This is a genomic window from Paenibacillus sp. PastF-3, from assembly GCF_029893135.1.
Lineage (GTDB): Bacteria > Bacillota > Bacilli > Paenibacillales > Paenibacillaceae > Paenibacillus_AQ > Paenibacillus_AQ nitricinens.
In genome coordinates this window covers 1-20,828 of sequence record NZ_JARXWM010000034.1, presented here as the reverse complement: position 1 = coordinate 20,828, position 20,828 = coordinate 1, and the positions used below count along the sequence as shown (strand labels likewise).

At 47.5% G+C, this 20,828-nt stretch carries 19 protein-coding genes; 16 read left to right on the top strand and 3 right to left on the bottom strand.

What is annotated here, in order from left to right:
• From purQ to purF, 3 genes are read left to right on the top strand one after another with little or no spacing between them, the layout of a single operon-like run.
• On the top strand, positions 1-690 hold the full coding sequence (gene purQ, locus M2444_RS33050; RefSeq protein ID WP_076121674.1) for a phosphoribosylformylglycinamidine synthase subunit PurQ: 690 nt from the start codon (positions 1-3) through the stop codon (positions 688-690).
• The gene (purL, locus tag M2444_RS33045) at positions 668-2,914 is read left to right on the top strand and encodes a phosphoribosylformylglycinamidine synthase subunit PurL (RefSeq protein ID WP_280789085.1); all 2,247 of its coding nucleotides are present in this window, start codon (positions 668-670) and stop codon (positions 2,912-2,914) included. The genes purQ and purL overlap by 23 nt, the downstream gene beginning before the upstream one ends.
• Positions 2,899-4,395 carry an amidophosphoribosyltransferase gene (gene purF / locus M2444_RS33040; RefSeq protein ID WP_094874355.1) on the top strand — a complete coding sequence of 499 codons (1,497 nt, stop codon included), beginning with the start codon at positions 2,899-2,901 and terminating at the stop codon, positions 4,393-4,395. Before purL ends, purF begins: the two co-directional genes overlap by 16 nt.
• A gap of 166 nt (positions 4,396-4,561) precedes the next feature.
• On the opposite strand, the gene M2444_RS33035 is transcribed toward purF, so the two are convergent.
• The gene (locus M2444_RS33035; protein WP_280789084.1) at positions 4,562-4,768 is read right to left on the bottom strand and encodes a hypothetical protein; all 207 of its coding nucleotides are present in this window, start codon (positions 4,766-4,768) and stop codon (positions 4,562-4,564) included.
• A 400-nt stretch (positions 4,769-5,168) separates the two neighbouring features.
• Here M2444_RS33035 and purM point away from each other — a divergent pair, with 400 nt between their 5' ends.
• From purM to ilvA, 6 genes are all read left to right on the top strand, one after another.
• Complete coding sequence (purM, locus tag M2444_RS33030; RefSeq protein ID WP_094878712.1) at positions 5,169-6,209, top strand: phosphoribosylformylglycinamidine cyclo-ligase; 1,041 nt, start codon at positions 5,169-5,171, stop codon at positions 6,207-6,209.
• Positions 6,209-6,826 carry a phosphoribosylglycinamide formyltransferase gene (gene purN, locus M2444_RS33025; RefSeq protein WP_094878711.1) on the top strand — a complete coding sequence of 206 codons (618 nt, stop codon included), beginning with the start codon at positions 6,209-6,211 and terminating at the stop codon, positions 6,824-6,826. The genes purM and purN overlap by 1 nt, the downstream gene beginning before the upstream one ends.
• 170 nt (positions 6,827-6,996) lie before the next feature.
• Positions 6,997-8,544, top strand: a complete 1,548-nt coding sequence (purH, locus tag M2444_RS33020) for a bifunctional phosphoribosylaminoimidazolecarboxamide formyltransferase/IMP cyclohydrolase (protein WP_094874359.1) — start codon at positions 6,997-6,999, stop codon at positions 8,542-8,544.
• 23 nt (positions 8,545-8,567) lie between these two features.
• Positions 8,568-9,833: a phosphoribosylamine--glycine ligase gene (purD, locus tag M2444_RS33015; RefSeq protein ID WP_094874360.1), complete on the top strand. Its 1,266-nt coding sequence runs from the start codon at positions 8,568-8,570 to the stop codon at positions 9,831-9,833.
• Between the two features lie 288 nt (positions 9,834-10,121).
• Positions 10,122-11,417 (top strand): SEC-C metal-binding domain-containing protein, encoded by a 1,296-nt coding sequence (locus M2444_RS33010; RefSeq protein ID WP_094874361.1) that lies wholly within the window; start codon positions 10,122-10,124, stop codon positions 11,415-11,417.
• Positions 11,418-11,611: 194 nt separating this feature from the next.
• Positions 11,612-12,874, top strand: coding sequence for a threonine ammonia-lyase IlvA (ilvA, locus tag M2444_RS33005; RefSeq protein WP_280789083.1), 1,263 nt, complete (start codon positions 11,612-11,614; stop codon positions 12,872-12,874).
• Positions 12,875-12,960: 86 nt separating this feature from the next.
• On the opposite strand, the gene M2444_RS33000 is transcribed toward ilvA, so the two are convergent.
• On the bottom strand, positions 12,961-13,902 hold the full coding sequence (locus M2444_RS33000) for a hypothetical protein (protein ID WP_280789082.1): 942 nt from the start codon (positions 13,900-13,902) through the stop codon (positions 12,961-12,963).
• A gap of 47 nt (positions 13,903-13,949) precedes the next feature.
• The gene (locus M2444_RS32995) at positions 13,950-14,612 is read right to left on the bottom strand and encodes a DUF1129 family protein (protein WP_280789081.1); all 663 of its coding nucleotides are present in this window, start codon (positions 14,610-14,612) and stop codon (positions 13,950-13,952) included.
• A gap of 183 nt (positions 14,613-14,795) precedes the next feature.
• On the opposite strand from M2444_RS32995, the gene M2444_RS32990 reads away from it, so the two are divergent.
• The 7 genes from M2444_RS32990 (at position 14,796) to M2444_RS32960 (ending at position 20,579) form a co-directional block, all read left to right on the top strand.
• Complete coding sequence (locus tag M2444_RS32990) at positions 14,796-14,999, top strand: hypothetical protein (RefSeq protein WP_094874365.1); 204 nt, start codon at positions 14,796-14,798, stop codon at positions 14,997-14,999.
• A 238-nt stretch (positions 15,000-15,237) separates the two neighbouring features.
• Positions 15,238-16,068 carry an alpha/beta hydrolase family protein gene (locus tag M2444_RS32985; protein ID WP_042124053.1) on the top strand — a complete coding sequence of 277 codons (831 nt, stop codon included), beginning with the start codon at positions 15,238-15,240 and terminating at the stop codon, positions 16,066-16,068.
• 85 nt (positions 16,069-16,153) lie between these two features.
• On the top strand, positions 16,154-16,930 hold the full coding sequence (locus M2444_RS32980; protein WP_094874366.1) for a DODA-type extradiol aromatic ring-opening family dioxygenase: 777 nt from the start codon (positions 16,154-16,156) through the stop codon (positions 16,928-16,930).
• A gap of 145 nt (positions 16,931-17,075) precedes the next feature.
• A complete protein-coding gene (locus M2444_RS32975; RefSeq protein ID WP_280789080.1) occupies positions 17,076-18,173 on the top strand; it encodes a DUF3048 domain-containing protein in 1,098 nt (365 codons plus the stop codon).
• Between the two features lie 202 nt (positions 18,174-18,375).
• Positions 18,376-18,993 carry a DUF47 domain-containing protein gene (locus tag M2444_RS32970; RefSeq protein WP_042184774.1) on the top strand — a complete coding sequence of 206 codons (618 nt, stop codon included), beginning with the start codon at positions 18,376-18,378 and terminating at the stop codon, positions 18,991-18,993.
• A 13-nt stretch (positions 18,994-19,006) separates the two neighbouring features.
• On the top strand, positions 19,007-19,999 hold the full coding sequence (locus M2444_RS32965) for an inorganic phosphate transporter (protein WP_094874368.1): 993 nt from the start codon (positions 19,007-19,009) through the stop codon (positions 19,997-19,999).
• Between the two features lie 115 nt (positions 20,000-20,114).
• The gene (locus M2444_RS32960) at positions 20,115-20,579 is read left to right on the top strand and encodes a hypothetical protein (protein ID WP_280789079.1); all 465 of its coding nucleotides are present in this window, start codon (positions 20,115-20,117) and stop codon (positions 20,577-20,579) included.
• Positions 20,580-20,828: the final 249 nt, after the last annotated feature.

Here is a 20,828-nt window from a genome sequence, read left to right as displayed (position 1 = left end):
ATGAAATTTGCTGTACTTGTCTTCCCAGGCTCTAACTGTGATATTGATTGCTACAAGGCGGTAGAGGACAGTCTCGGCGAACCAGTCGATTATGTGTGGCATACAGCGACAGATTTGTCGGCGTATGATTGCATTTTGGTTCCAGGCGGATTCTCATATGGTGATTACCTGCGCTGCGGCGCGATTTCAAGATTTGCTCCTGTAATGGCTGAGGTTGCTAAAGCAGCAGAGCAAGGGAAATTTGTGCTAGGCATTTGCAACGGGTTCCAAATTCTTACTGAGGCTGGTTTATTGCCAGGCGCGCTGCGTCGTAACATGTCCATGAAGTTCCGTTGTCATGATACAGTGCTTAAGGTTGTTAATAACGAAACCCCATTTACTATTGATTATGCTAAGGATGAAGAAATCGTCATCCCGATCGCTCACGGCGAAGGAAACTACTACTGTGATGAAGAGACTTTAGCTGAGCTAAAAGCTAACAATCAGATTGTGTTCACATATAGCGATAATCCTAATGGCTCTGTAGCTGATATTGCGGGTGTTAGTAATGTGCAGGGGAATGTAGTCGGCATGATGCCTCACCCTGAGCGTGCAGCTAACAGCTTGCTCGGATCTGAAGATGGCAAACGAATGTTCACATCTATACTGAAGACTTGGAGGGATCGTCATGACGCAGCAAGTATCCGTTAAGGAACCGACCGCAGAACAGATCGCAGAGCAGAAAATTTACAGCCAATTCGGTGTGTCGGACAGCGAATATGAGCTCATCAAGTCTTTTATGGGACGTTTGCCGAACTATACTGAAATAGGCGTGTTCAGCGTAATGTGGTCCGAACACTGTGCATACAAGAACTCTAAGCCATTGTTGAAACGTTTCCCAGTTACTGGGCCACGTGTCCTGATGGGACCTGGCGAGGGCGCAGGGATTGTAGATATCGGAGATAACCAAGCGGTTGTATTCAAAATCGAAAGTCATAACCACCCCTCAGCGGTAGAACCTTTTCAAGGTGCGGCAACAGGCGTAGGTGGGATCATTCGTGATATTTTTTCCATGGGCTCAAGACCTATCGCACTGCTCAATTCCTTGCGTTTCGGCAAGCTGGAAAGCGATCGCGTGAAATATTTGTTCGAGCATGTGGTGTCTGGTATTGCTGGCTATGGTAACTGTATCGGGATTCCAACCGTGGGCGGCGAAATCATGTTCGATGATAGCTATGACGGTAACCCGCTTGTTAACGCAATGTGTGTCGGTCTAATTGATCATGATAAAATCCAACGTGGTGTCGCTAAAGGTGTAGGGAACCCCGTCTTCTACGTAGGTCCTCCTACTGGACGTGATGGGATTCATGGGGCTACTTTTGCATCCGTTGAACTAAGTGAAGAGTCAGAAGCTAAACGTACAGCTGTACAAGTAGGCGATCCGTTTATGGAGAAACTCGTAATGGAATCTTGCCTGGAATTGATCGACAGCGGCATCGTTATTGGGATTCAGGATATGGGTGCGGCTGGACTTACCTGCTCTAGTGCCGAGATGGCAAGTAAAGCGGGCAACGGTTTGGAGCTGTATCTTGATCAGGTGCCACAACGTGAAGATGGCATGACCCCTTATGAAATGATGCTTTCGGAATCGCAGGAACGGATGTTGTTCGTAGTAGAGCCGAAGGATGAGGCACAGGCGCAAGAGATTTTTGATCGCTGGGGCGTTATCTGCTGTAAAGTCGGTAAAGTTACGGATGATGGTCGCTTGAAGCTGTACCATCACGGTGAGGTTGTTGGTGACATGCCAGTAACAGCGCTTGTGGATGAGTGTCCAGTGTATAACAAACCATCTGAGGTTCCTGCTTATTATGTAGAAAATGAATCAGTAGATACGCTTCGTTACGCGGAAGTTACGGATCTAGGCGGCGCACTGCGCACGGTGCTTGGATCACCAACCGTAGCAAGCAAAGCCTGGGTATACAACCAGTATGATTACATGGTACGGACTAGTACGGCTGTTCGACCTGGATCTGATGCGGCTGTAGTTACCATTCATGGCACACGTAAAGGACTTGCGATGACTACGGACTGTAACGGTCGTTACGTCTATCTTGATCCTGAAGTGGGTGGACGGATTGCAGTCAGCGAAGCGGCTCGTAACATCGTTTGTTCGGGTGCTGAACCGCTTGCTATTACCGATAACCTAAACTTCGGAAACCCTGAGAAACCTGATGTGTTCTGGCAAATGGAGCGTGCGGTTGATGGGATGGCTGAAGCTTGTCGTGTGCTGGATACTCCGGTTATCGGCGGGAATGTCAGTCTTTATAACGAAAATACTACGGGCTCCATCTACCCAACGCCGGTTGTCGGCATGGTTGGTTTAGTAACGGATACGGATCATATTACGACTCAAGGTTTCAAACAAGAAGGAGATTCTATCCTTCTGCTAGGCGTAACAAAAGCGGAGCTTGGCGGTAGTGAATTTCAATATGCCGTTCATGGTGTAACGGAAGGCCGTCCTCCAGCTTTGGATTTGGATACGGAGAAAAAACTGCTGAGCGCAGTGCTTAACTCGATTCGCGGCGGTCTGGTGCGTTCGGCACATGACTTGTCCGAAGGCGGCCTTGCTGTAGCACTTGCAGAGAGCTGTATCAGCGGTGGCGTTGGTGCGAACGTCGATCTTTCTGCTAATGGACTTAGATCCGATGTAGCATTGTTCAGCGAAAGCCAATCACGTATCGTGCTGACGGCAGCGCCTGAACGTGCGGAAGAGCTGAAAGCAGCGATTGCTGCCAGCGGCGTACCCGTAGAAATCATCGGAACTGTAGGTGGAGACAGACTGCGCGTAAATCTGGACGGTGCATCCGTATTAGATGAAGCTGTAGCGAACCTAAAATTCGTTTGGGAGGATGCTATTCCATGTCTTATGAAATAAAGACCGGGAAAGAGCAGGAGACTCCTATCCTGTGGACTGGTGACTTTTACAATGAAGGAACGGGCTCGGGAGATATTTTTGACACATTAAAAGAAGAATGCGGCGTTTTCGGGGTCTTCGGACACCCGGAAGCGGCGTCCATGTCTTATTACGGCTTGCACGCCTTACAGCACCGTGGGGAAGAAAGTGCGGGCATCTGCGTAGCAGATGGTCGTGATTTCAACTATCACCGCGGGATGGGGTTAGTAAAAGAAGTATTCGACAAGGACAAAATTGCTTCCCTAGTTGGAGACATGTCCATCGGGCATGTGCGTTACTCGACTAGCGGAGACAGCCGCTTAACCAATGCACAGCCGCTCGTATTTAAATATCGTGACGGCGATTTAGCGATTGCTACGAACGGTAACATAGTAAATGAACCGTTGATTCGTAAACAGCTTGAGCAAAGCGGATCGATCTTCCAAACCACAAGTGATACAGAAGTGCTGGCACATCTGATTGCGCGTTCGCCAAAGGATTTTGTTGAAGCGGCTAAGGATGCGTTAAAACAACTGGTTGGCGGGTTTGCTTTTCTGCTTATGACGAATGACAAATTAATTGTCGCTTCGGATTCCCATGGTTTGCGTCCGCTTGTAATGGGACGGATCGGCGACGCCTATATTTTTGCTTCCGAATCTTGCGCCTTAGAAGTTATCGGAGCACAGTTAGTCCGTGATATCGAACCTGGCGAACTGCTCGTGCTTGATAAAAATGGCCTGTTAGAGGATCGTTTTACCGAGCCAAAACGTAAAGCGCTGTGCGCGATGGAGTATATTTACTTCTCTCGCCCAGACAGTGATATGAATGGCGCTAACCTGCACACCGCCCGTAAGCGGATGGGTAGCCGCATGGCATTAGAAGCTTTCGTAGATGCTGACCTCGTAACTGGTGTACCGGATTCAAGTATCTCGGCAGCCATTGGATTTGCGGAGCAGACGGGTATTCCTTATGAGCTTGGTCTCATCAAGAACAAGTATACAGGCCGGACCTTCATCCAGCCGAGCCAAGAGCTGCGTGAGCAAGGTGTGAAAATGAAGCTAAGCGCCGTGCGCAGTGTGGTTGATGGCAAACGTGTCGTCATGATCGATGATTCCATCGTGCGTGGAACAACTTCACGGCGGATCGTCAATCTGCTCCGTGAAGCGGGAGCTGTTGAAGTGCATGTGCGGATTACATCGCCGCCTTTTAAGAATCCTTGCTTCTACGGCATTGATACCCCAGACCGCCGCGATCTCATCGCATCCTACAAGACCATTGCGGAAATGTGCGAAGAGATCAATGCCGATTCCTTGGCATTCTTGTCACCGGAGGGCCTAATCACTTCCATTGGTGGTCACAACAAAGATGATTACAAAGGCGGCTTATGCCTTTCTTGCTTCGATAACGATTACCCGACGCAGGTTGATTTTGGCGGGGCGGAGAAGGACGGTTGCAGTTGCTAGCGTAGGTCCATCCCCCTAAGTCCCCCTTGCTAAGGGGGATTCCGAAGGGCTCTGCCCTCCGGCCACCCGAAAGCTCGGCGGTAGGAGTTTGGTTATAGCTTGCTAAGAGGGTGTGGATGCAGGTGCTCGCTTTGTCCCTGTGTGCTTCGCACGGTCGGGACACGCTTTACGGCGTTCCGCCCCCCGGCTGCTTATCGCCGCCGGGACTGGCTCGCCAAGCTGTCGCTAGTCTCGCTAAGGAAGGCGCTCGGCTGCGCCCTGAGCGCCAAGAGCAGCTCGCCAAGCTCGTCCCTGTTTGCTGCGCAAATGCGGAACCCGCTAGTCTCGCTAAGGAAGGCGCTCGGCTGCGCCCGAAGCTCCAAGAGCAGCTCACCAAGCTCGTCCCTGTTTGCTGCGCAAATGCAGGACCCGCTTGTTTCGCTTAAGGAGGTGCATGGCGCAGCTCATGCACCGAGGTCTTGAGGTTCGTGTGCAAGGCGCGCACTGCGGCTTGCAGTAGGGTGAAAGCGGTGGTTGGAGGGAGTTATGGAGAGGAAGTTTGGAACTGTAGAAGCGTTAGCGTTCGCCCGAAAGCTTTCCGTAGGAAAGCTCGCTTCGTAAGCATACGCTTATGTTTGGATTTCTACCGCAGATAGCGGTTTAAATCAGGAAATCCAAACATAACAGCGATCGGAAGTCCAAACATTCCTTGTAATAGCTCCCGTATAACCACCAAACAAATCCCGAATGCCCCGCAAACGCGCTCTAAATTAAAATAAGATGAGGTGTCCCAAGTGTCGGAAGCTTATAAAAACGCCGGAGTGGATATTGCGGCTGGTAACGAAGCGGTAGAACGCATGAAAAAGCACGTAAAACGTACTTACCGTCCAGAAGTAATGACGGATCTTGGTGGGTTCGGAGCGTTGTTTGGCCTCAATAAAGATAAATATGAAGAGCCAGTGCTCGTATCGGGAACTGATGGTGTAGGCACGAAGCTCAAAATCGCGTTCGCGGCGGATCGCCATGACACGATTGGGATCGATGCTGTAGCTATGTGCGTGAACGACATTGTAGTGCAAGGCGCGGAGCCGTTATTTTTCCTCGACTATCTGGCTTGCGACAAAGTCGTGCCGGAGAAAATCGAAGCGATTGTAGCAGGAATCGCAGAGGGCTGTCACCAAGCAGGTTGTGCGCTGATTGGCGGCGAAACGGCTGAAATGCCAGGCATGTATTCAGCGGGCGAATATGATATCGCTGGATTCACAGTTGGCGTAGCTGACAAAGCGAAGCTGGTAACAGGCGCTAACATCGCTGCTGGAGATACAGTGATTGGTTTGGCTTCCAGTGGGGTGCACAGCAACGGCTTCTCGCTGGTGCGTAAGCTTTTGCTTGAGGAAGATGGCTATGGCCTGAATGATGTGCTTCCGGAGCTTGGAGCTCCGCTTGTCGATGTCCTTCTGGCACCAACTAAGATTTATGTGAAGCCTTTGCTGGCGCTCTTGGAGCAGCTTCCGGTGAAAGGGATGGCACATATTACGGGTGGCGGATTCATCGAGAACATCCCGCGCGTATTGCCTGACGGTGTAGATGTGGAGATTAATTACGGATCGTGGCCGATTCTGCCGATCTTCGGATTGATGCAGAACAAAGGAAACGTAAGTAACCGTGATATGTTTACTACTTTTAATATGGGAATTGGACTTGTTCTGGTTGTTAGTGCTGCTGATGGAGAACATGCCCTTGAACTGCTCAAAGCGAGCGGAGAAGAGGCTTATATCATTGGTAAAGTGACAGAAGGGGAACGCAAAGTAACCTTTACTGGAGCTGAAGTGTGATGCAATTAAGTCGAATCGCTGTTTTTGCTTCTGGGCAAGGCAGTAATTTTGCTGCACTGATCGATGCACAGAGAGCAGGCTTGCTTGGTGAGGGCAATATTGAGCTGCTTGTATCTGACAAGCCAGAGGCACCTGTAGCTAAGCGAGCGGAGGATGCGGGCATTCCCGCCCTCTTGCTGCGGCCAAAAGACTTCGCCAGCCGTGAACTCTACGAAGCAGAGATTGTAGCAGAGCTTCAGCGGCGGGAAATCGGGCTGGTTGTGCTGGCAGGATACATGCGTCTTATTACGCCAGTGCTTTTAACGCCGTATGCTGGACGAATTATTAACATTCATCCATCGCTGCTGCCTGCTTTTGCAGGAAAAGATGCAATCGGACAAGCGCTGGATTATGGCGTGAAGCTGACGGGTGTTACTGTGCATTTTGTCGATGGAGGTATGGATACCGGGCCTGTTATTGCTCAGCGCAGCGTAGCCCTGCAGGATAACGACACGGCGGATTCATTGGCAGAACGTATTCATAAGGTTGAGTATGAGCTGTATCCCGAAGTGGTTGGCGCTATTGCCAGCGGGAAAGTGGAACTGAGTGGAAGAAAGGCGATTATCCGCGAAAAGTAAGCTGCTCCACAGCCATTCGAAGTTTTGGGTCGACATTTGGTGACAGACCGAGCTGTTTCAGGGTATTTCTCGGGAAATATTGCATAAGCGGCGTTCTGTGTCGCGTTGTGGGTTTTCTTCAAAATATAAGAAAGTATAAGTTTGTACAACCTGAAGGGGGACTATTCAAAGTGAGTATCAAAAGAGCGCTAGTCAGCGTATCGGATAAACAAGGTATCGTGGATTTTTGCCGCGAGTTGTCTGCATTAGGCGTAGAAATTATCTCTACAGGTGGAACAAGCACGCTTTTGGCTAAAGAAGGTGTTCCAGTCATCGGGATTTCCGATGTGACAGGATTCCCGGAAATCATGGACGGACGTGTCAAAACCTTGCACCCTGCTGTACACAGCGGATTGCTTGCGGTTCGTGATAATGAGGAGCACACGCGTCAAATGAAAGAGCTGGGTCTGGATTACATCGATCTGGTTGTTGTGAATCTGTATCCGTTCGCGGAAACGATCGCAAAACCTGACGTATCCTACGAGGAAGCCATCGAGAATATCGATATCGGCGGACCTACAATGCTGCGTTCTGCGGCGAAGAACCATGCTTTTGTGAGTGTAGTGGTGGATGCTAATGACTACGCTACAGTGCTTGAAGAAGTTCGCGCAGGTGGAGATACAACGCTAGAAACACGCAAACGTCTTGCGGCAAAAGTGTTCCGTCATACGGCGGCTTACGATGCCTTAATTTCCGATTATTTGGCTAACGTTACTGGCGAGCCTCTACCAGAGCGCTACACCGTGACTTATGAGAAGATTCAGGATCTGCGTTATGGTGAGAACCCGCATCAAAAAGCGGCTTTCTATCGCAAGCCATTGGCGGCACTGGATACACTCACTGCGGCTGAGCAATTGCACGGCAAAGAGTTGTCTTACAACAATATCAATGATGCAAACGCAGCACTGCAAATTGTGAAAGAATTTGAAGAGCCTGCTGTCGTAGCGGTTAAACATATGAACCCTTGTGGTGTAGGTGCGGGTGAAAGTGTATACGAAGCTTATCAAAAAGCTTACAACGCGGATCCAACTTCTATCTTTGGTGGGATTGTAGCAGCAAACCGCATTATTGATGCAGACACAGCAAATCTGCTGAAAGATATTTTCCTCGAAATCGTGTTGGCACCAGGCTTTACGGAAGAAGCACTGGAAATCCTTACGAAGAAAAAGAATCTCCGTTTGCTTAAAATCGGTAATCTTAGTACGGCTAGTGCGCGTAAGAGCAGCTTCGTAGTTACCTCCATCGATGGAGGAATGGTTGTACAGGAGAGCGATGTGCACTCTGTGAACCCGGATGATCTACAAGTTGTTACGGACCGTAAACCAACCGAAGAAGAATTGAAGCAGTTGTTGTTCGGATGGAAAGTAGTTAAGCATGTGAAGTCTAATGCGATTGTACTGGCTGCTGATGATATGACTGTTGGCGTAGGTGCAGGACAAATGAACCGTGTAGGTGCAGCTAAAATTGCCATCGAACAAGCTGGTGAAAAATCTAAGGGAGCCGTACTCGCTTCCGACGCTTTCTTCCCCATGGGCGATACGCTTGAAATGGCAGCAAAGGCAGGAATCACTGCTGTGATTCAGCCTGGCGGCTCCATTAAAGACGAAGAATCGATTAAGGTCGCTAATGCGTATGGTATTGCTATGGTCTTCACAGGCGTCCGTCATTTCAAACACTAGAGCACTGGGAGGATCATATTCTAATGGATATTTTAGTGGTTGGCGGTGGCGGCCGGGAACATGCGATAATCTGGAGTTTATCCCAAAGCCCCAAAGCAGGTAAAATCTATTGCGCACCCGGCAACGCCGGGATTGCGCAGTTAGCCGAATGTGTGCCGATCGGAGTCTTTGAGTTCGATCGTCTGACGGCTTTTGCGAAAGAGAAGGAAGTAGGTCTTGTTGTCATCGGGCCAGATGATCCGCTCGCTGCTGGGATTGTGGACGCTTTTGAAGCACAGGATATTCCTGTGTTTGGCCCACGCAAGAATGCAGCGGAGATCGAAGGCAGCAAAACCTTTATGAAGGATCTTCTGCATAAATATAATATTCCGACAGCAGCCTATGAGAAATTCGACGACTATGAAGCTGCGTTAGCTTATTTGCGGGAACAGCCGCTTCCGATCGTAATCAAGGCAGATGGGCTGGCAGCAGGCAAAGGCGTGACAGTAGCTTATTCTCGGGAAGAAGCTGAGCTAGCGCTCGCTGATATTATGGTCACTAAGGTATTCGGTGAAGCAGGCGCTCAGGTTGTTATTGAGGAATTTCTAGCTGGACAGGAAATGTCGATTTTGGCATTTGTAGATGGAGAAACGGTACGTCCTATGGCTGCTGCTCAGGATCATAAGCCGGTATTTGATGGAGATAAAGGTCCTAATACCGGTGGAATGGGTACCTATTCGCCTTTACCACATATTGATGAGGCCATTATCCAAGAAGCGATTGAGACTATCATTAAGCCGACAGCAAAAGCCATGGTGGACGAAGGTCGTCCTTTCAGCGGTGTACTGTTTGCGGGACTGATGATTTCTCCAGAGGGGAAACCGAAGACGATTGAATTTAATGCCCGTTTCGGTGATCCTGAGACACAGGTCGTGTTGCCTAGACTCAAGAGTGACTTGCTAGAAATCTTTCTGGCAGTCACAGAGGGCAGACTTACAGATATCGACATTGAATGGAGCGACGATGCAGCTGTATGCGTAGTTCTCGCTTCGGGAGGATATCCAGGTCCTTATCCAAAGGGTGTACCCATTGAAGGTCTTGAAGACAGCCAAGGAGGGCTAATCTTCCATGCTGGTACGGCGCGTGGTGAAGACGGAAGCTGGGTGACGAATGGTGGTCGGGTACTAGGCGTGGTAGGCCTAGGTGCTACGATTGCTGAAGCTCGTGCTGTAGCTTACGCTAGGGCAGAAGGAATCACTTTTTCCGGGAAACAAAATCGTACCGATATCGCTATGAAGGCATTGGTATAAGGATAAAGAACTGTATCTAGCATTTTTTTGCGCTTTAAGTCCTAAAAAAGGACTGACAAGTGATAGAAGAAGTGCTATAATACTACACGTACGGGGGAAAATGTGCGGATATATACAGATAAGGGCCTTTCCGATCATGGGAAGGCCCTTTTAAATCGGAGTCCTTCAGACTTTGTGCAGTAACCTTATAAAGGATGCCTCGTGCCTGGAAATGATGATACTTATAGTGCATACTAGCGATTACGCTTATGGCGAATGGCTACTCACAGATTTAAGGAGGAATTCGTTTTGAGTAAGATTGGAAGAAATGACTTGTGTCCTTGCGGAAGCGGGAAAAAATATAAGAAATGCTGTCTTGGTAAAGAAACTTCTGCCGTAGAGTCCATCATGCAGCTTGTAAACAAGGAAGAAGCAGCAGCTAGCGAGACTGTGGCTGAGAAACAGGAACCCGTTGCACAACCTGAAGTGAAGCTTACTCTTGCTACGCTTAGAAAAAAAGTAACACGTGATCTGAATTGGGAGCATCCGGCACATGAACAACTGGCGCTGCACCTTATTGAGAGCATGAGAGAAAGCTATGATAGAGAGCTTATTTGGGAAGCTTTAGTTCTGTGGAATGGTTATTCCCGTAAGACTAAGCCTGCTGTGAAGAAAATGGGCTCTTTCTGCGCGGCGATCGAATTTATTTTGTCTGAAGAATATGGCTTCTCCCTAACACAAGCGGATCTTGCTACCAAACATGAGGTTACTACGCCTACCATCTCTAGAAAAGTTAAAGAGATGCTCAATTACATTGAGGAATACGGCATGGGTGGTGCGGAAGAAGAATTACTTTTGCTGAACATCTCAGGCAGTCCGAAGGATCAGGAGCAAGCACTATTACAAAAGGCTATGCAAACCAATTCATCCAACCGCCGGATACAGTTAGCTGAAGCCGCATTAGAGGTTTATCCGGACAGTCCGGATGCTTATCTCATTTTGGCTGAGGAAGCAGAGAATGAAGCAGATGCTCGTGCTTTCCTGAAAGCAGGGATGGAAGCGGGTGCGCGTGAGCTGGGAGAAGCTTTTTTTGCAGAGAATAAAGGACATTTCTGGGGCCTCCACGAGACGCGTCCATACATTCGAATCTGTAAAAGCTACGCTGACTCCTGCTGGTTTAGCGGAAATGCTGAAGAAGCACAAAAAGTACTTGAGCATATTCTTGAATTGAATCCTGAAGATAACACTGGTGCGCGTTACCTTCTTACGGCTGCGTATCTCTACACCAATAAGCTCAAGAAGACAGAAAATGTTCTGGAGAAGTTTGGTAATGATGCAGCGGCGACAGTAGCTTACGACCGTATGGTCTTAGAATATAAAAAGAATGGGATTACGTCCCAACTGAAAATGTTGTACCGCGTAGCGCGGAATGTGAACAAGCATGTGCCTGATTATTTGTTAGGGCTCAAAAGATTGCCGCATAATCTTCCGGATTTTGTGGGGATGGGCGACGCTAATGAAGCTATCGAATATGTGATTGTACACTCACGTTTGTGGACAAGCCTACCTGATCTATTGAAGTGGATGCTGAAGCAACAGGATTAGTAGAATTCAGATCTTGGACGTACATGAACTAAAGAGACTATAGGAGATTCCTGTAGTCTCTTTTTAATATAAAAAAGTATAAGATTTGAATTAATAATTGTATTGTGTACAGCGGACAATGCTTGAAAAAATGTCTTTGGGAGAGTATGTTTACAAGAAGTAGAATGAATAGATGATAGTGAGGCGAGAGGGTTATGAGAGAAGAGGAAGACCGAATCGTAGGAATGGAAGATATCGTACGGGCTCATCACGTACTGCGGGAGGTCATCATCCGGACTCCACTACAGCGTGACGCCGTACTATCGGCCAAGTATGATTGCGATGTGTATTTGAAGCGTGAGGATTTGCAAATTGTGCGCTCCTTCAAAATTCGCGGAGCTTATAATATGATTCGTAGTTTGTCAGCAGAAGATAGAGCCAAAGGCATTGTCTGTGCGAGTGCAGGAAATCATGCGCAAGGTGTAGCCTATTCCTGTAAGGCGCTTGGAATTAAGGGCAAGATCTATATGCCAACCACGACACCTAACCAGAAGATCAAACAAGTTCGGAAATTCGGCGGTGAGTTCGTTGAAGTCATCCTGAAGGGCGATACCTTCGATGATGCTTATGATGAAGCGCTGCAAGCTTGTATAGACCATAGTATGACGTTGATCCACCCGTTTGATGAGCCGAGAATTATTGCAGGCAATGGAACGATAGCTATGGAAGTAATGGAGAATCTGGACCATCCTGCAGATTTCATGTTCGTAACGATTGGTGGGGGCGGTCTGGCAGCAGGAATAGCCACTTATGTGAAGACGGTGAGTCCATCCACTAAGTTGATTGGTGTGGAACCGCTTGGTGCTGCTTCAATGACTGAAGCGATCAAACTTGGAGAAGTGGTAACGCTAAAAGAAATTAACAAGTTCGTGGACGGAGCGGCTGTAAAGCGCGTTGGCGGACTGACTTATGATATTTGTTCCCGGCATCTGGATGACATCGTGATGGTGCCTGAAGGCAAGGCTTGTACCACCATTCTGGAGCTGTATAACGAGAATGCTATAGTGGTTGAGCCGGCAGGTTCCTTACCTATCGCAGCACTTGATCAATACCGTGATCAAATCAGCGGGAAGACGGTCGTATGTATCATCAGTGGTGGTAACAACGATATTGACCGTATGCAGGAGATCAAAGAGCGGTCACTGATTTACGAAGGCTTAAAGCACTACTTCATGGTGAACTTTCCACAACGGGCAGGTGCCCTGCGTGAGTTCTTGGACGAAATCCTCGGTCCAGAGGATGATATTACCCGTTTCGAGTACATCAAGAAGCATGATAAAGAGAATGGTCCCGCGCTTGTAGGCATAGAGCTATTGTCCATTGAGGCTTATGAACCACTTATCGAACGGATGCAGCAGAAGGGTGTAGATTATGTAGAAATCAATAAGGATTCCAATCTCTTTAACATCCTTATTTAATTTCTTTCATCACTTTAATCATTTCGTTAATGAACATAGAAAGGCCCGTCCCGGAATGAATGGGGACGGGCCTTTTGTATATCATACTAGAGAGGTAATTCAGTCTTACGGTATTGTTCGACTTCATCTGTTAATTTATAATCTTTGTCTTTCATCAATTTCATGAAGCCATCTAGTTTCTGCAGGAATGGGCTGTTGTCTTTATTCTTGGTGAGAATGCTAGAGTAGGCTTTCTGCGCCTCCAAGTCCATTTCAAGATTGTCATAATGGAAAAGGGGCGTGTTATTCTGGCCGTAAAACGTATTGTTAACATAGATAGAATATAAGGATTTCACAGCTGAAATTCGGTTCGATTTCGGATGATTTTGAATAAATTGCTCTTGAGACAGTGCTCGTGCAGCTACATCGGTCCAACCAATGACCAGCCCGTTATCCTTGGAGGAGGGCAGATCAGATTCCGTAGCCATAATGGATAGATACGCGCTGATATCGTCAGTGACATAAAGCTTATATTTGCGGTAAGCCTCATAATCGATCACCGGGAAAAAAGTGCCTTCCGCGGTCTCCAGTTTATATCCATTTTCGCTGGCACTCTTTAGCAGTGTGCGCAGAGTGAGGTCTTCTGTGGCATCAGCAAGGGTCTTCATGCTAGCGCCAGCCTTATAGATGGCGGTGAGCTTCCGCTGGACATTGCTGGTACTGAATTTGCTCTCCCACGCCGGAAGCGCTGCCTTGTGCAAATTCTCAAGCTTCAGTGTCATTATCGTGGCACGATACGAACCTACCGCATACATATTGGCGTTCAAATATTTAATAGCTTCGGGTAACTTATTAGAGGAAGATAACAGCGGCAATGCAGCTTTATAGATAGCCTCCGCATGATTATTGCTTGCTGTCATAGGATTTGCTTTAGCGCCTCCCACAGGAGGGCTGGCAGCGCCTTCAGCTTGAATCGTTCCTATAGGTACAGCGCCTAATCCCAATGTTACTGCTAGAACAGAATAGAGAATATATTGCTTCTTATTCATGAAAGATCCCCCTGTCTATCGGATGAAGTACGGGTGGAGCATGACTACTATTTTTTGAAAAATATAAATTTTAGTCCAATGGCCCCGATCAGGGAAACAATTAAGCTTACCCACGGGGATAAGGTGATGACCGGAAATAACCGGTCGAGGTACAAGCCAATGAATACGGCAACTACGGCGATTCCGATATAGACGCCAAGGCCCTTGATATCAAAGGGTTGGGCTTTAGGTGCATCCCCCTCAGACAAGGTGGTTAACCATTTCATAATAAGTTCGATTAAGATAATGGAACCTGCCCCCACAGCGAAGAGTGTGAAGAGGCTAATCTGTCCGAACATCCCGGGTGAACCGTTAGTCCATTGCAAGAAGAGTCCACCTATAGCTAAGATCCCGAACAAACAGGTTAGAGCCGCGCAGGGAATCATCAAGTAATAGTTCCATTTGCTGCGCGCTGGGCGTGTGGGAACGCTGTCTATGATCTCTTTAAAATAATCATCCGGATTCTCGCCAAACACCTGTTTAGCGTTTTTACCTTTTTTTTGTTCTTTCAGAAGCAGCTTGGCTGCATCCAGTAAAAGTTCTTCAGCGCGGAGAGCTTCTACCCTACTGGCCCGCATCGTTAGGATCATATCTTCAAAATAGGATCGATTGAAAGGCGTCATCTGCTCGCGCAGGGCGTTATTTTCCTTAATCATATCTTTCACTTTCATAATAGGGATGTAAACCTCCAGTAGTGTTAATCGGTATAGTCTTTAACCTAGAGTATACGTTTGCCTGATAGGTCTGCGCAAGGACAAGCATTTCTATTTTCCTATGCATAATCCTTTTATAAGAGTGAACACTGATAATGTTGTTGCTTGATCAATATAGCTTTGGGAAAGGTTGGGAGCTTTATGGAACATGAGAACAAGAAGGAACAGGGAACAGTCATGGGCAACGGTTCTGAGCCTACGCCCAATCATTCAATGGGGGATTGGGGCGGATCCGATGGATTCAGCATGTGGAATTCCACGGAAGAACCTGCAGCAGAGGGCCTGAGTAAGGATTGGGAAGGCAGTCAAGAAACCCATGAGATGTTTAACAACAGCTATGATTGATTGACGACCCTGGAAGCTCATCTTGTGATTGAAAAAAAACAGCCAGTCTCCATTATTGTGGAGACTGGCTGTTTGACGTTCCGCTTTATACGCCGAATTTGCTCTTGCAAATTACTAGGATCTGTCCCGTTACTGTTGACAATATGAACGAATTCTTTATAATAAGAATATAATTCACACTAAGTTAATCGGAATTCTAATAAATTAAAATAATGATTAAATATAGGAGGTTACGGCAATGGAGCGGAATATTGTAATCCGGCATAACGGCGAAGAATTGACAGCGAGCATCCATTATCCGAGTAAAGAGAAGGGAACTTCCACACGTTGCAAGGACAGATTGCCATTAGCTGTAATCTGCCATGGATTTGTGGGTAACCGGATTGGAGTCGATCGGATCTTTGTCAAAGCAGCGCGTGAGCTGGCGCAAGACGGGTATATGGTCATTCGATTTGATTATGCGGGCTGCGGAGAGAGCAGCGGTAATTACGGCGGGGAGGATATGGAGTCGATGATTGCTCAGACTAGAGCGGTGCTCGATTACGGAATTAGCTCTGCCGATGTGGATCCACAGCGTGTGACGCTTATTGGCCACAGTTTGGGTGGGGCGGTTGCGCTTCTGACAAGTATTCGTGATCGCCGTGTGAAGAATCTCGTGCTGTGGGCCTCCGTAGGTTACCCCTTCAATGATATTGTGAAGATTGTAGGGCGGGAGGCATATGATCGATCGGTGAAGAATGGATCAGCGGATTACGTGGGCTACTCATTCACACCGGTATATTTTAATTCTTTGGCGGCCTTCCAGCCTTTCCAAGAGGCTAGTAAATTCAGCGGTGATGTGCTCGTCATTCATGGTACGTCTGACGATGTCATCCCCGTGGATTATGCATTCCTTTATCAGAAATTATTCTGGACGCGTCCAGAGGGACGATGCGATAAAGAGATCATTTTTCAAGGTGATCATACCTTTTCGTCTGGTCCGGCACAGCAGCAACTGCTTAAGCGGACAAGAGAGTGGATGAACGAGCAGGAGCATGTGCAGACAGAATGGCAAAATTGGATGATATAGGTGATGGACTTTACTCGCAATAACTTGAAATTAGCGGTAAAATAAAGATGCACACCATATACTGGGTTATGGAGGTTGGCATCCTATGAAATTACCGTCATTTTTTATCGCGCACGGTTCTCCGCTCCTCGCACTGGAGGATAACGAGTATACCCGTTTTCTGGAGCGGCTTGGTCAAGAACTAGAAGCACCACGGGGTATAGTAGTATTCTCAGCGCACTGGGATAGCCCAGAACAGCTACTCACCATGGATGAGAAGCACGAGACTCAACATGACTTCTACGGATTCCCTGAAGAAATGTATACGCTGACCTATCCAGCCCCAGGTGATCCTGCTCTAACCAAGCGGATTTCCGAGCTCTTTAAGGGTAACAATCTTTCACATCAGCCCGTTCAGGGGCGAGGACTCGATCACGGAGTCTGGGTAATACTGAAAAAAATGTTTCCGAAAGCCGATATTCCGGTAGTCGCTTTATCCGTCGATTCACTGCGTTCTCCCAAGGAACAGTACAATATCGGCCGGATGTTAGCTCCTCTGCGTGATGAAGGCATACTGCTGATAGGAAGCGGTGGACTTGTTCACAATTTACGGATGCTTAATGAAAGTGATCAGCCTGAAGAGTGGGCGCTTGAATTCGATGCGTGGATTGCCAAGGGATTAGAATCTTGGGATTTACCTTCACTGTTTGCTTATGAGAAAAAAGCTCCGCATGTTCGAGATGCGGTCCCATCTTACGGTAGAGAGCATTTCGCACCTCTCTTTTATGCGATGGGAACAGCGGACGGTAGCAGGAAGGCAGAGCGTATATTTCAAGCGTATCAATATGGGACATTAAGCCTCAATTGCTGGAAGCTAGACTAAATGGATAAGATACACGCAGGGTGCAGCCGGAGATCGGCTGTGCCCTTTTTTAATGCAAGCGGATCAAGACAAATGGGACGGGCTGTGATTAAATGGAAGAAACCAATTAAGATACATAAAACGTTTTAGGAGGAACTACAAGCTTATGAAAGTAAATTGCTCTTCTTCCCGTCTGTTATCTGCCATTGTACTGAGTACCCTATTGCTCTCCGCTTGCGGAACAGAGAGTGCAAATAATGTAATTACCCCGACTCAGCAGCCTACCTCTGATCCCGCTCCTATTGAAACGATTCAACCATCGGCAACTCCAGATCCATCTGCTGAACTGATTTCCGGTTTAACAGGTCTTCCGGTTTCTGAAGACAGTCTCCCACGTCCCTTGGCCGTTATGATTAATAATGCTCCAGCTGCCCGGCCACAGTCGGGGGTGAGTGAAGCGGATATTTTATATGAGGTCCTTGCTGAAGGTGGCATTACGCGGCTGATTGGTATTTTTCAAAGTCATACTGGAGTGGTCAAAATCGGACCGATCCGCAGTATTCGCCCTTATCTGCTAGATATAGGTGAGAGCTACGGTGGTGTGACCGTGCATGCCGGGGGGAGCCCCGCGGCGTATGCCATTTTGCAAAAAGAGAAAAAAGCAGACATGGACGAGATTGGTCGTGCCGGAGCCTATTTCTGGCGGGACAAAACACGTAAAGCCCCTCATAATCTCTACAGCAATGCAGCGAAGCTGCGGGAAGGTGCCGAGAAGCTGGGTTATGAGAAAAGTGTGAAGGTGCCAGGGTATCTTTTTAACAATCCAGACTACATACCGCCAGGCGGAGAACAGGCCGCTGAGTTTAGTGTAAACTTCTTACTTAAAAGCTATAAAATTGACTATAAATACGATACTCAGCTCCAGACCTATCAGCGTTACGTGAATGGCAAACCGCATATGGATCTGAATAACAATAAGCCGGTAGAAGCTGCAAATGTGCTGGTGATGGGATCCGATCATAAGGTACTTGATGATGTTGGGAGACTTCAGGTGGACGTGGAGCTTGGCGGAGAAGCACTGCTTTTTCAGCGGGGGCAGGTCACGAAGGGCAGATGGTCGCGTGAGCCAGGTGATGTGATCCGGTTTGTGAAGGATGGTAAAGAAGAGCTGATGTATCCAGGAATCACCCATATTTTGGTCGTCCCTAATGCACCTTCATTTAGCAGTCATGTGGTATACGGTGGGGTAGATAGTGCAACCTAAGAAAGCCGGAATATCCAGTGATATACAGATTTGTGTTCGGAATTATGGGTAAGTGTTAATAGAGTGTAAAAAAGTTCATTTCTATAGCTTCTATACCTTCTACGGATATGTTAAGATAACAAGGGTTGTCATTCATTTTCATGCTTTTTACATATGGGTGACTCTGTACTCACGGTAATATTATGTAAAGGGGTTTAAAACAATGAAGTTGAGAAAAAAGGACATATTCTTTGAGACGCTGGAAAATATGGCGGATACCATTGTCCAAGCTGCAGATTATTTTGCTCAGAATATCACTGATCTCCAGAATAATGTCGATAGTTTCGCTGCAGAGATGAAGAAGTACGAATCCCAATGTGATACTTACACGCACACCGTAATTAAGGAATTGAACAAGACGTTCATTACGCCACTTGAGCGTGACGACATTATGGACTTGATTACAAGCATGGATGATGTCATTGATGGCTTGGAGGCATCTGCCTCACGTTTCTATATGTACAACCTTCTTGACCCGGATGAATACATTGTACAATTCGCCGAAATCCTTCGTCAGTGTGCTTATGAAATCCAAAAAGCGGTTCATTTGCTCTCACAGAAGAAGCTGCTTGCCATTCGTGAATATACGATCCGTTTGAATGACCTTGAGAATCAAGGGGACGAAGTCCTTCGTATTTGTACCAAAGCTCTATTTGAAACCGTTAAGGACCCGATTGAGCTGATTAAGCGCAAGGAATTATATGAGCGACTCGAGACCACTACAGATAAATGTGAAGATGTAGCCAACATGTTGGAATCGATCATCATGCGCAACTCATAAGGGGTACTAGAATATGGAAACATCGATATGGATTCTTGGAATTGTTATATTTCTCGCGCTTGCGTTTGACTTTATTAATGGATTCCATGATACAGCCAACGCAATTGCTACCTCTGTCTCTACACGTGCTTTAAAACCGCGAACTGCAATTATTATGGCGGCAGTGATGAACTTTGTCGGAGCTTTGATGTTTACAGGTGTAGCCAAGAAAATTGGCGGAAGCATCACAGACCCCACGTTGCTGGAAAATGGTCTGGATATCATCATAGCCACGCTGATTGCTGCGATTATTTGGAATTTGATTACCTGGTGGCTCGGAATTCCGTCCTCTTCCTCTCATGCACTGATCGGCGCGTTGGCTGGTGCAGTATATGTGGGTGCAGGATCGTCGCATATTAACTGGGGCGGGTTTGTGGAAATTGTCGAGGGCTTGATCTTCTCGCCAATTATTGCATTTGTTATCGGTTATATCATTATGACTGTCCTGAAATGGATTTTTGCAAAGCGTAGTCCACATACGGTCAACAAGGGCTTCCGTTCCATGCAGGTTGTGACGGCAGCATTACAGTCGTTTACTCATGGTACGAATGATGCGCAGAAGGCGATGGGGATCATTACCTTTGCCCTAGTTACATCAGGACGCCAAGAGTCTATGGATGTAATCCCTCTATGGGTTAAGATTGCTGCGGCTACGGCTATGGCACTCGGTACCTCCATTGGTGGCTGGAAGATTATCAAGACCATGGGTACGAAGATTTTCAAAATCGAGCCGATCAACGGCTTCGCGGCTGATATTTCCGCGGCTTCCGTTATTTTCTCAGCAACACTGCTGCATTTGCCAGTCAGCTCGACACATGCGATCACTTCCGCGATCCTGGGTGTTGGCTCCGCCAAACGGTTCTCTGCCGTGAAATGGGGAGTGGCTGGACGTATTGTAGTCACTTGGTTTATTACGATTCCAATCAGTGCGGTATTAGCTGGTCTGATTTTCAAAATCATTTTTTAAATCCCTTTAATAAAAAGATGTCAGTTAGCCTTTGGCTGCGGACATCTTTTTTTGTTGTATGGGTGAGGGAAGTTCGACCACGCATGATTCGATCCTCCCCCAGTGGGGGGGACTGATGGGGGGATGGATGAAAGAATGGCTGGACAGACTGACACAGACAGAGACAGACAGACAGAGACAGAGACAGACAGAGACAGAGACAGACAGACAGAGACAGAGACAGAGACAGAGACAGAGACAGAGACAGAGACAGAGACAGAGACAGAGACAGAGACAGAGACAGAGACAGAGAGACTCTCTTGCTCCAGCGCTCGGCTCTTCCTCAACGGGGAAAGAACGGTATAAATCCCGCAGAAATGCTGGGAATGGGCGTCTGGAGTGGAAAGAACGGTATAAATCCCGCAGAAATGCTGGGAATGGGCGTCTGAGTGGAAAGAACGGTATAAATCCCGCAGAAATGCTGGGAATGGGCGTCTGGAGTGGAAAGAACGGTATAAATCCCCCAGAAATGCTGGGAATGGGCGTCTGGAGTGGAAAGAACGGGATAAATCCCACAGAAATGGCTGAATTGGGCGTCTGAGAAGGAAATAGCGGTAGAAATCCCGAGAATTAGCTGAATTATGCGGAAGAAGCAGTAAGAGGGGCATAAATGCCTCGGAATTAGCGAAATAGCGTCGAATGAGCAGAAAGTAGGGCATAAATGCTTCGGAATTAGCGAAATAGTGTCGAATGAGGGTAGCGTCAAGAAGTTTGTGTAAGAGAACAGAAAGTAGCTTCTCGGGTATCTGTTAGTGGGTGTGGATGTTCTTTGGGGCGGGGAAACCCGCCC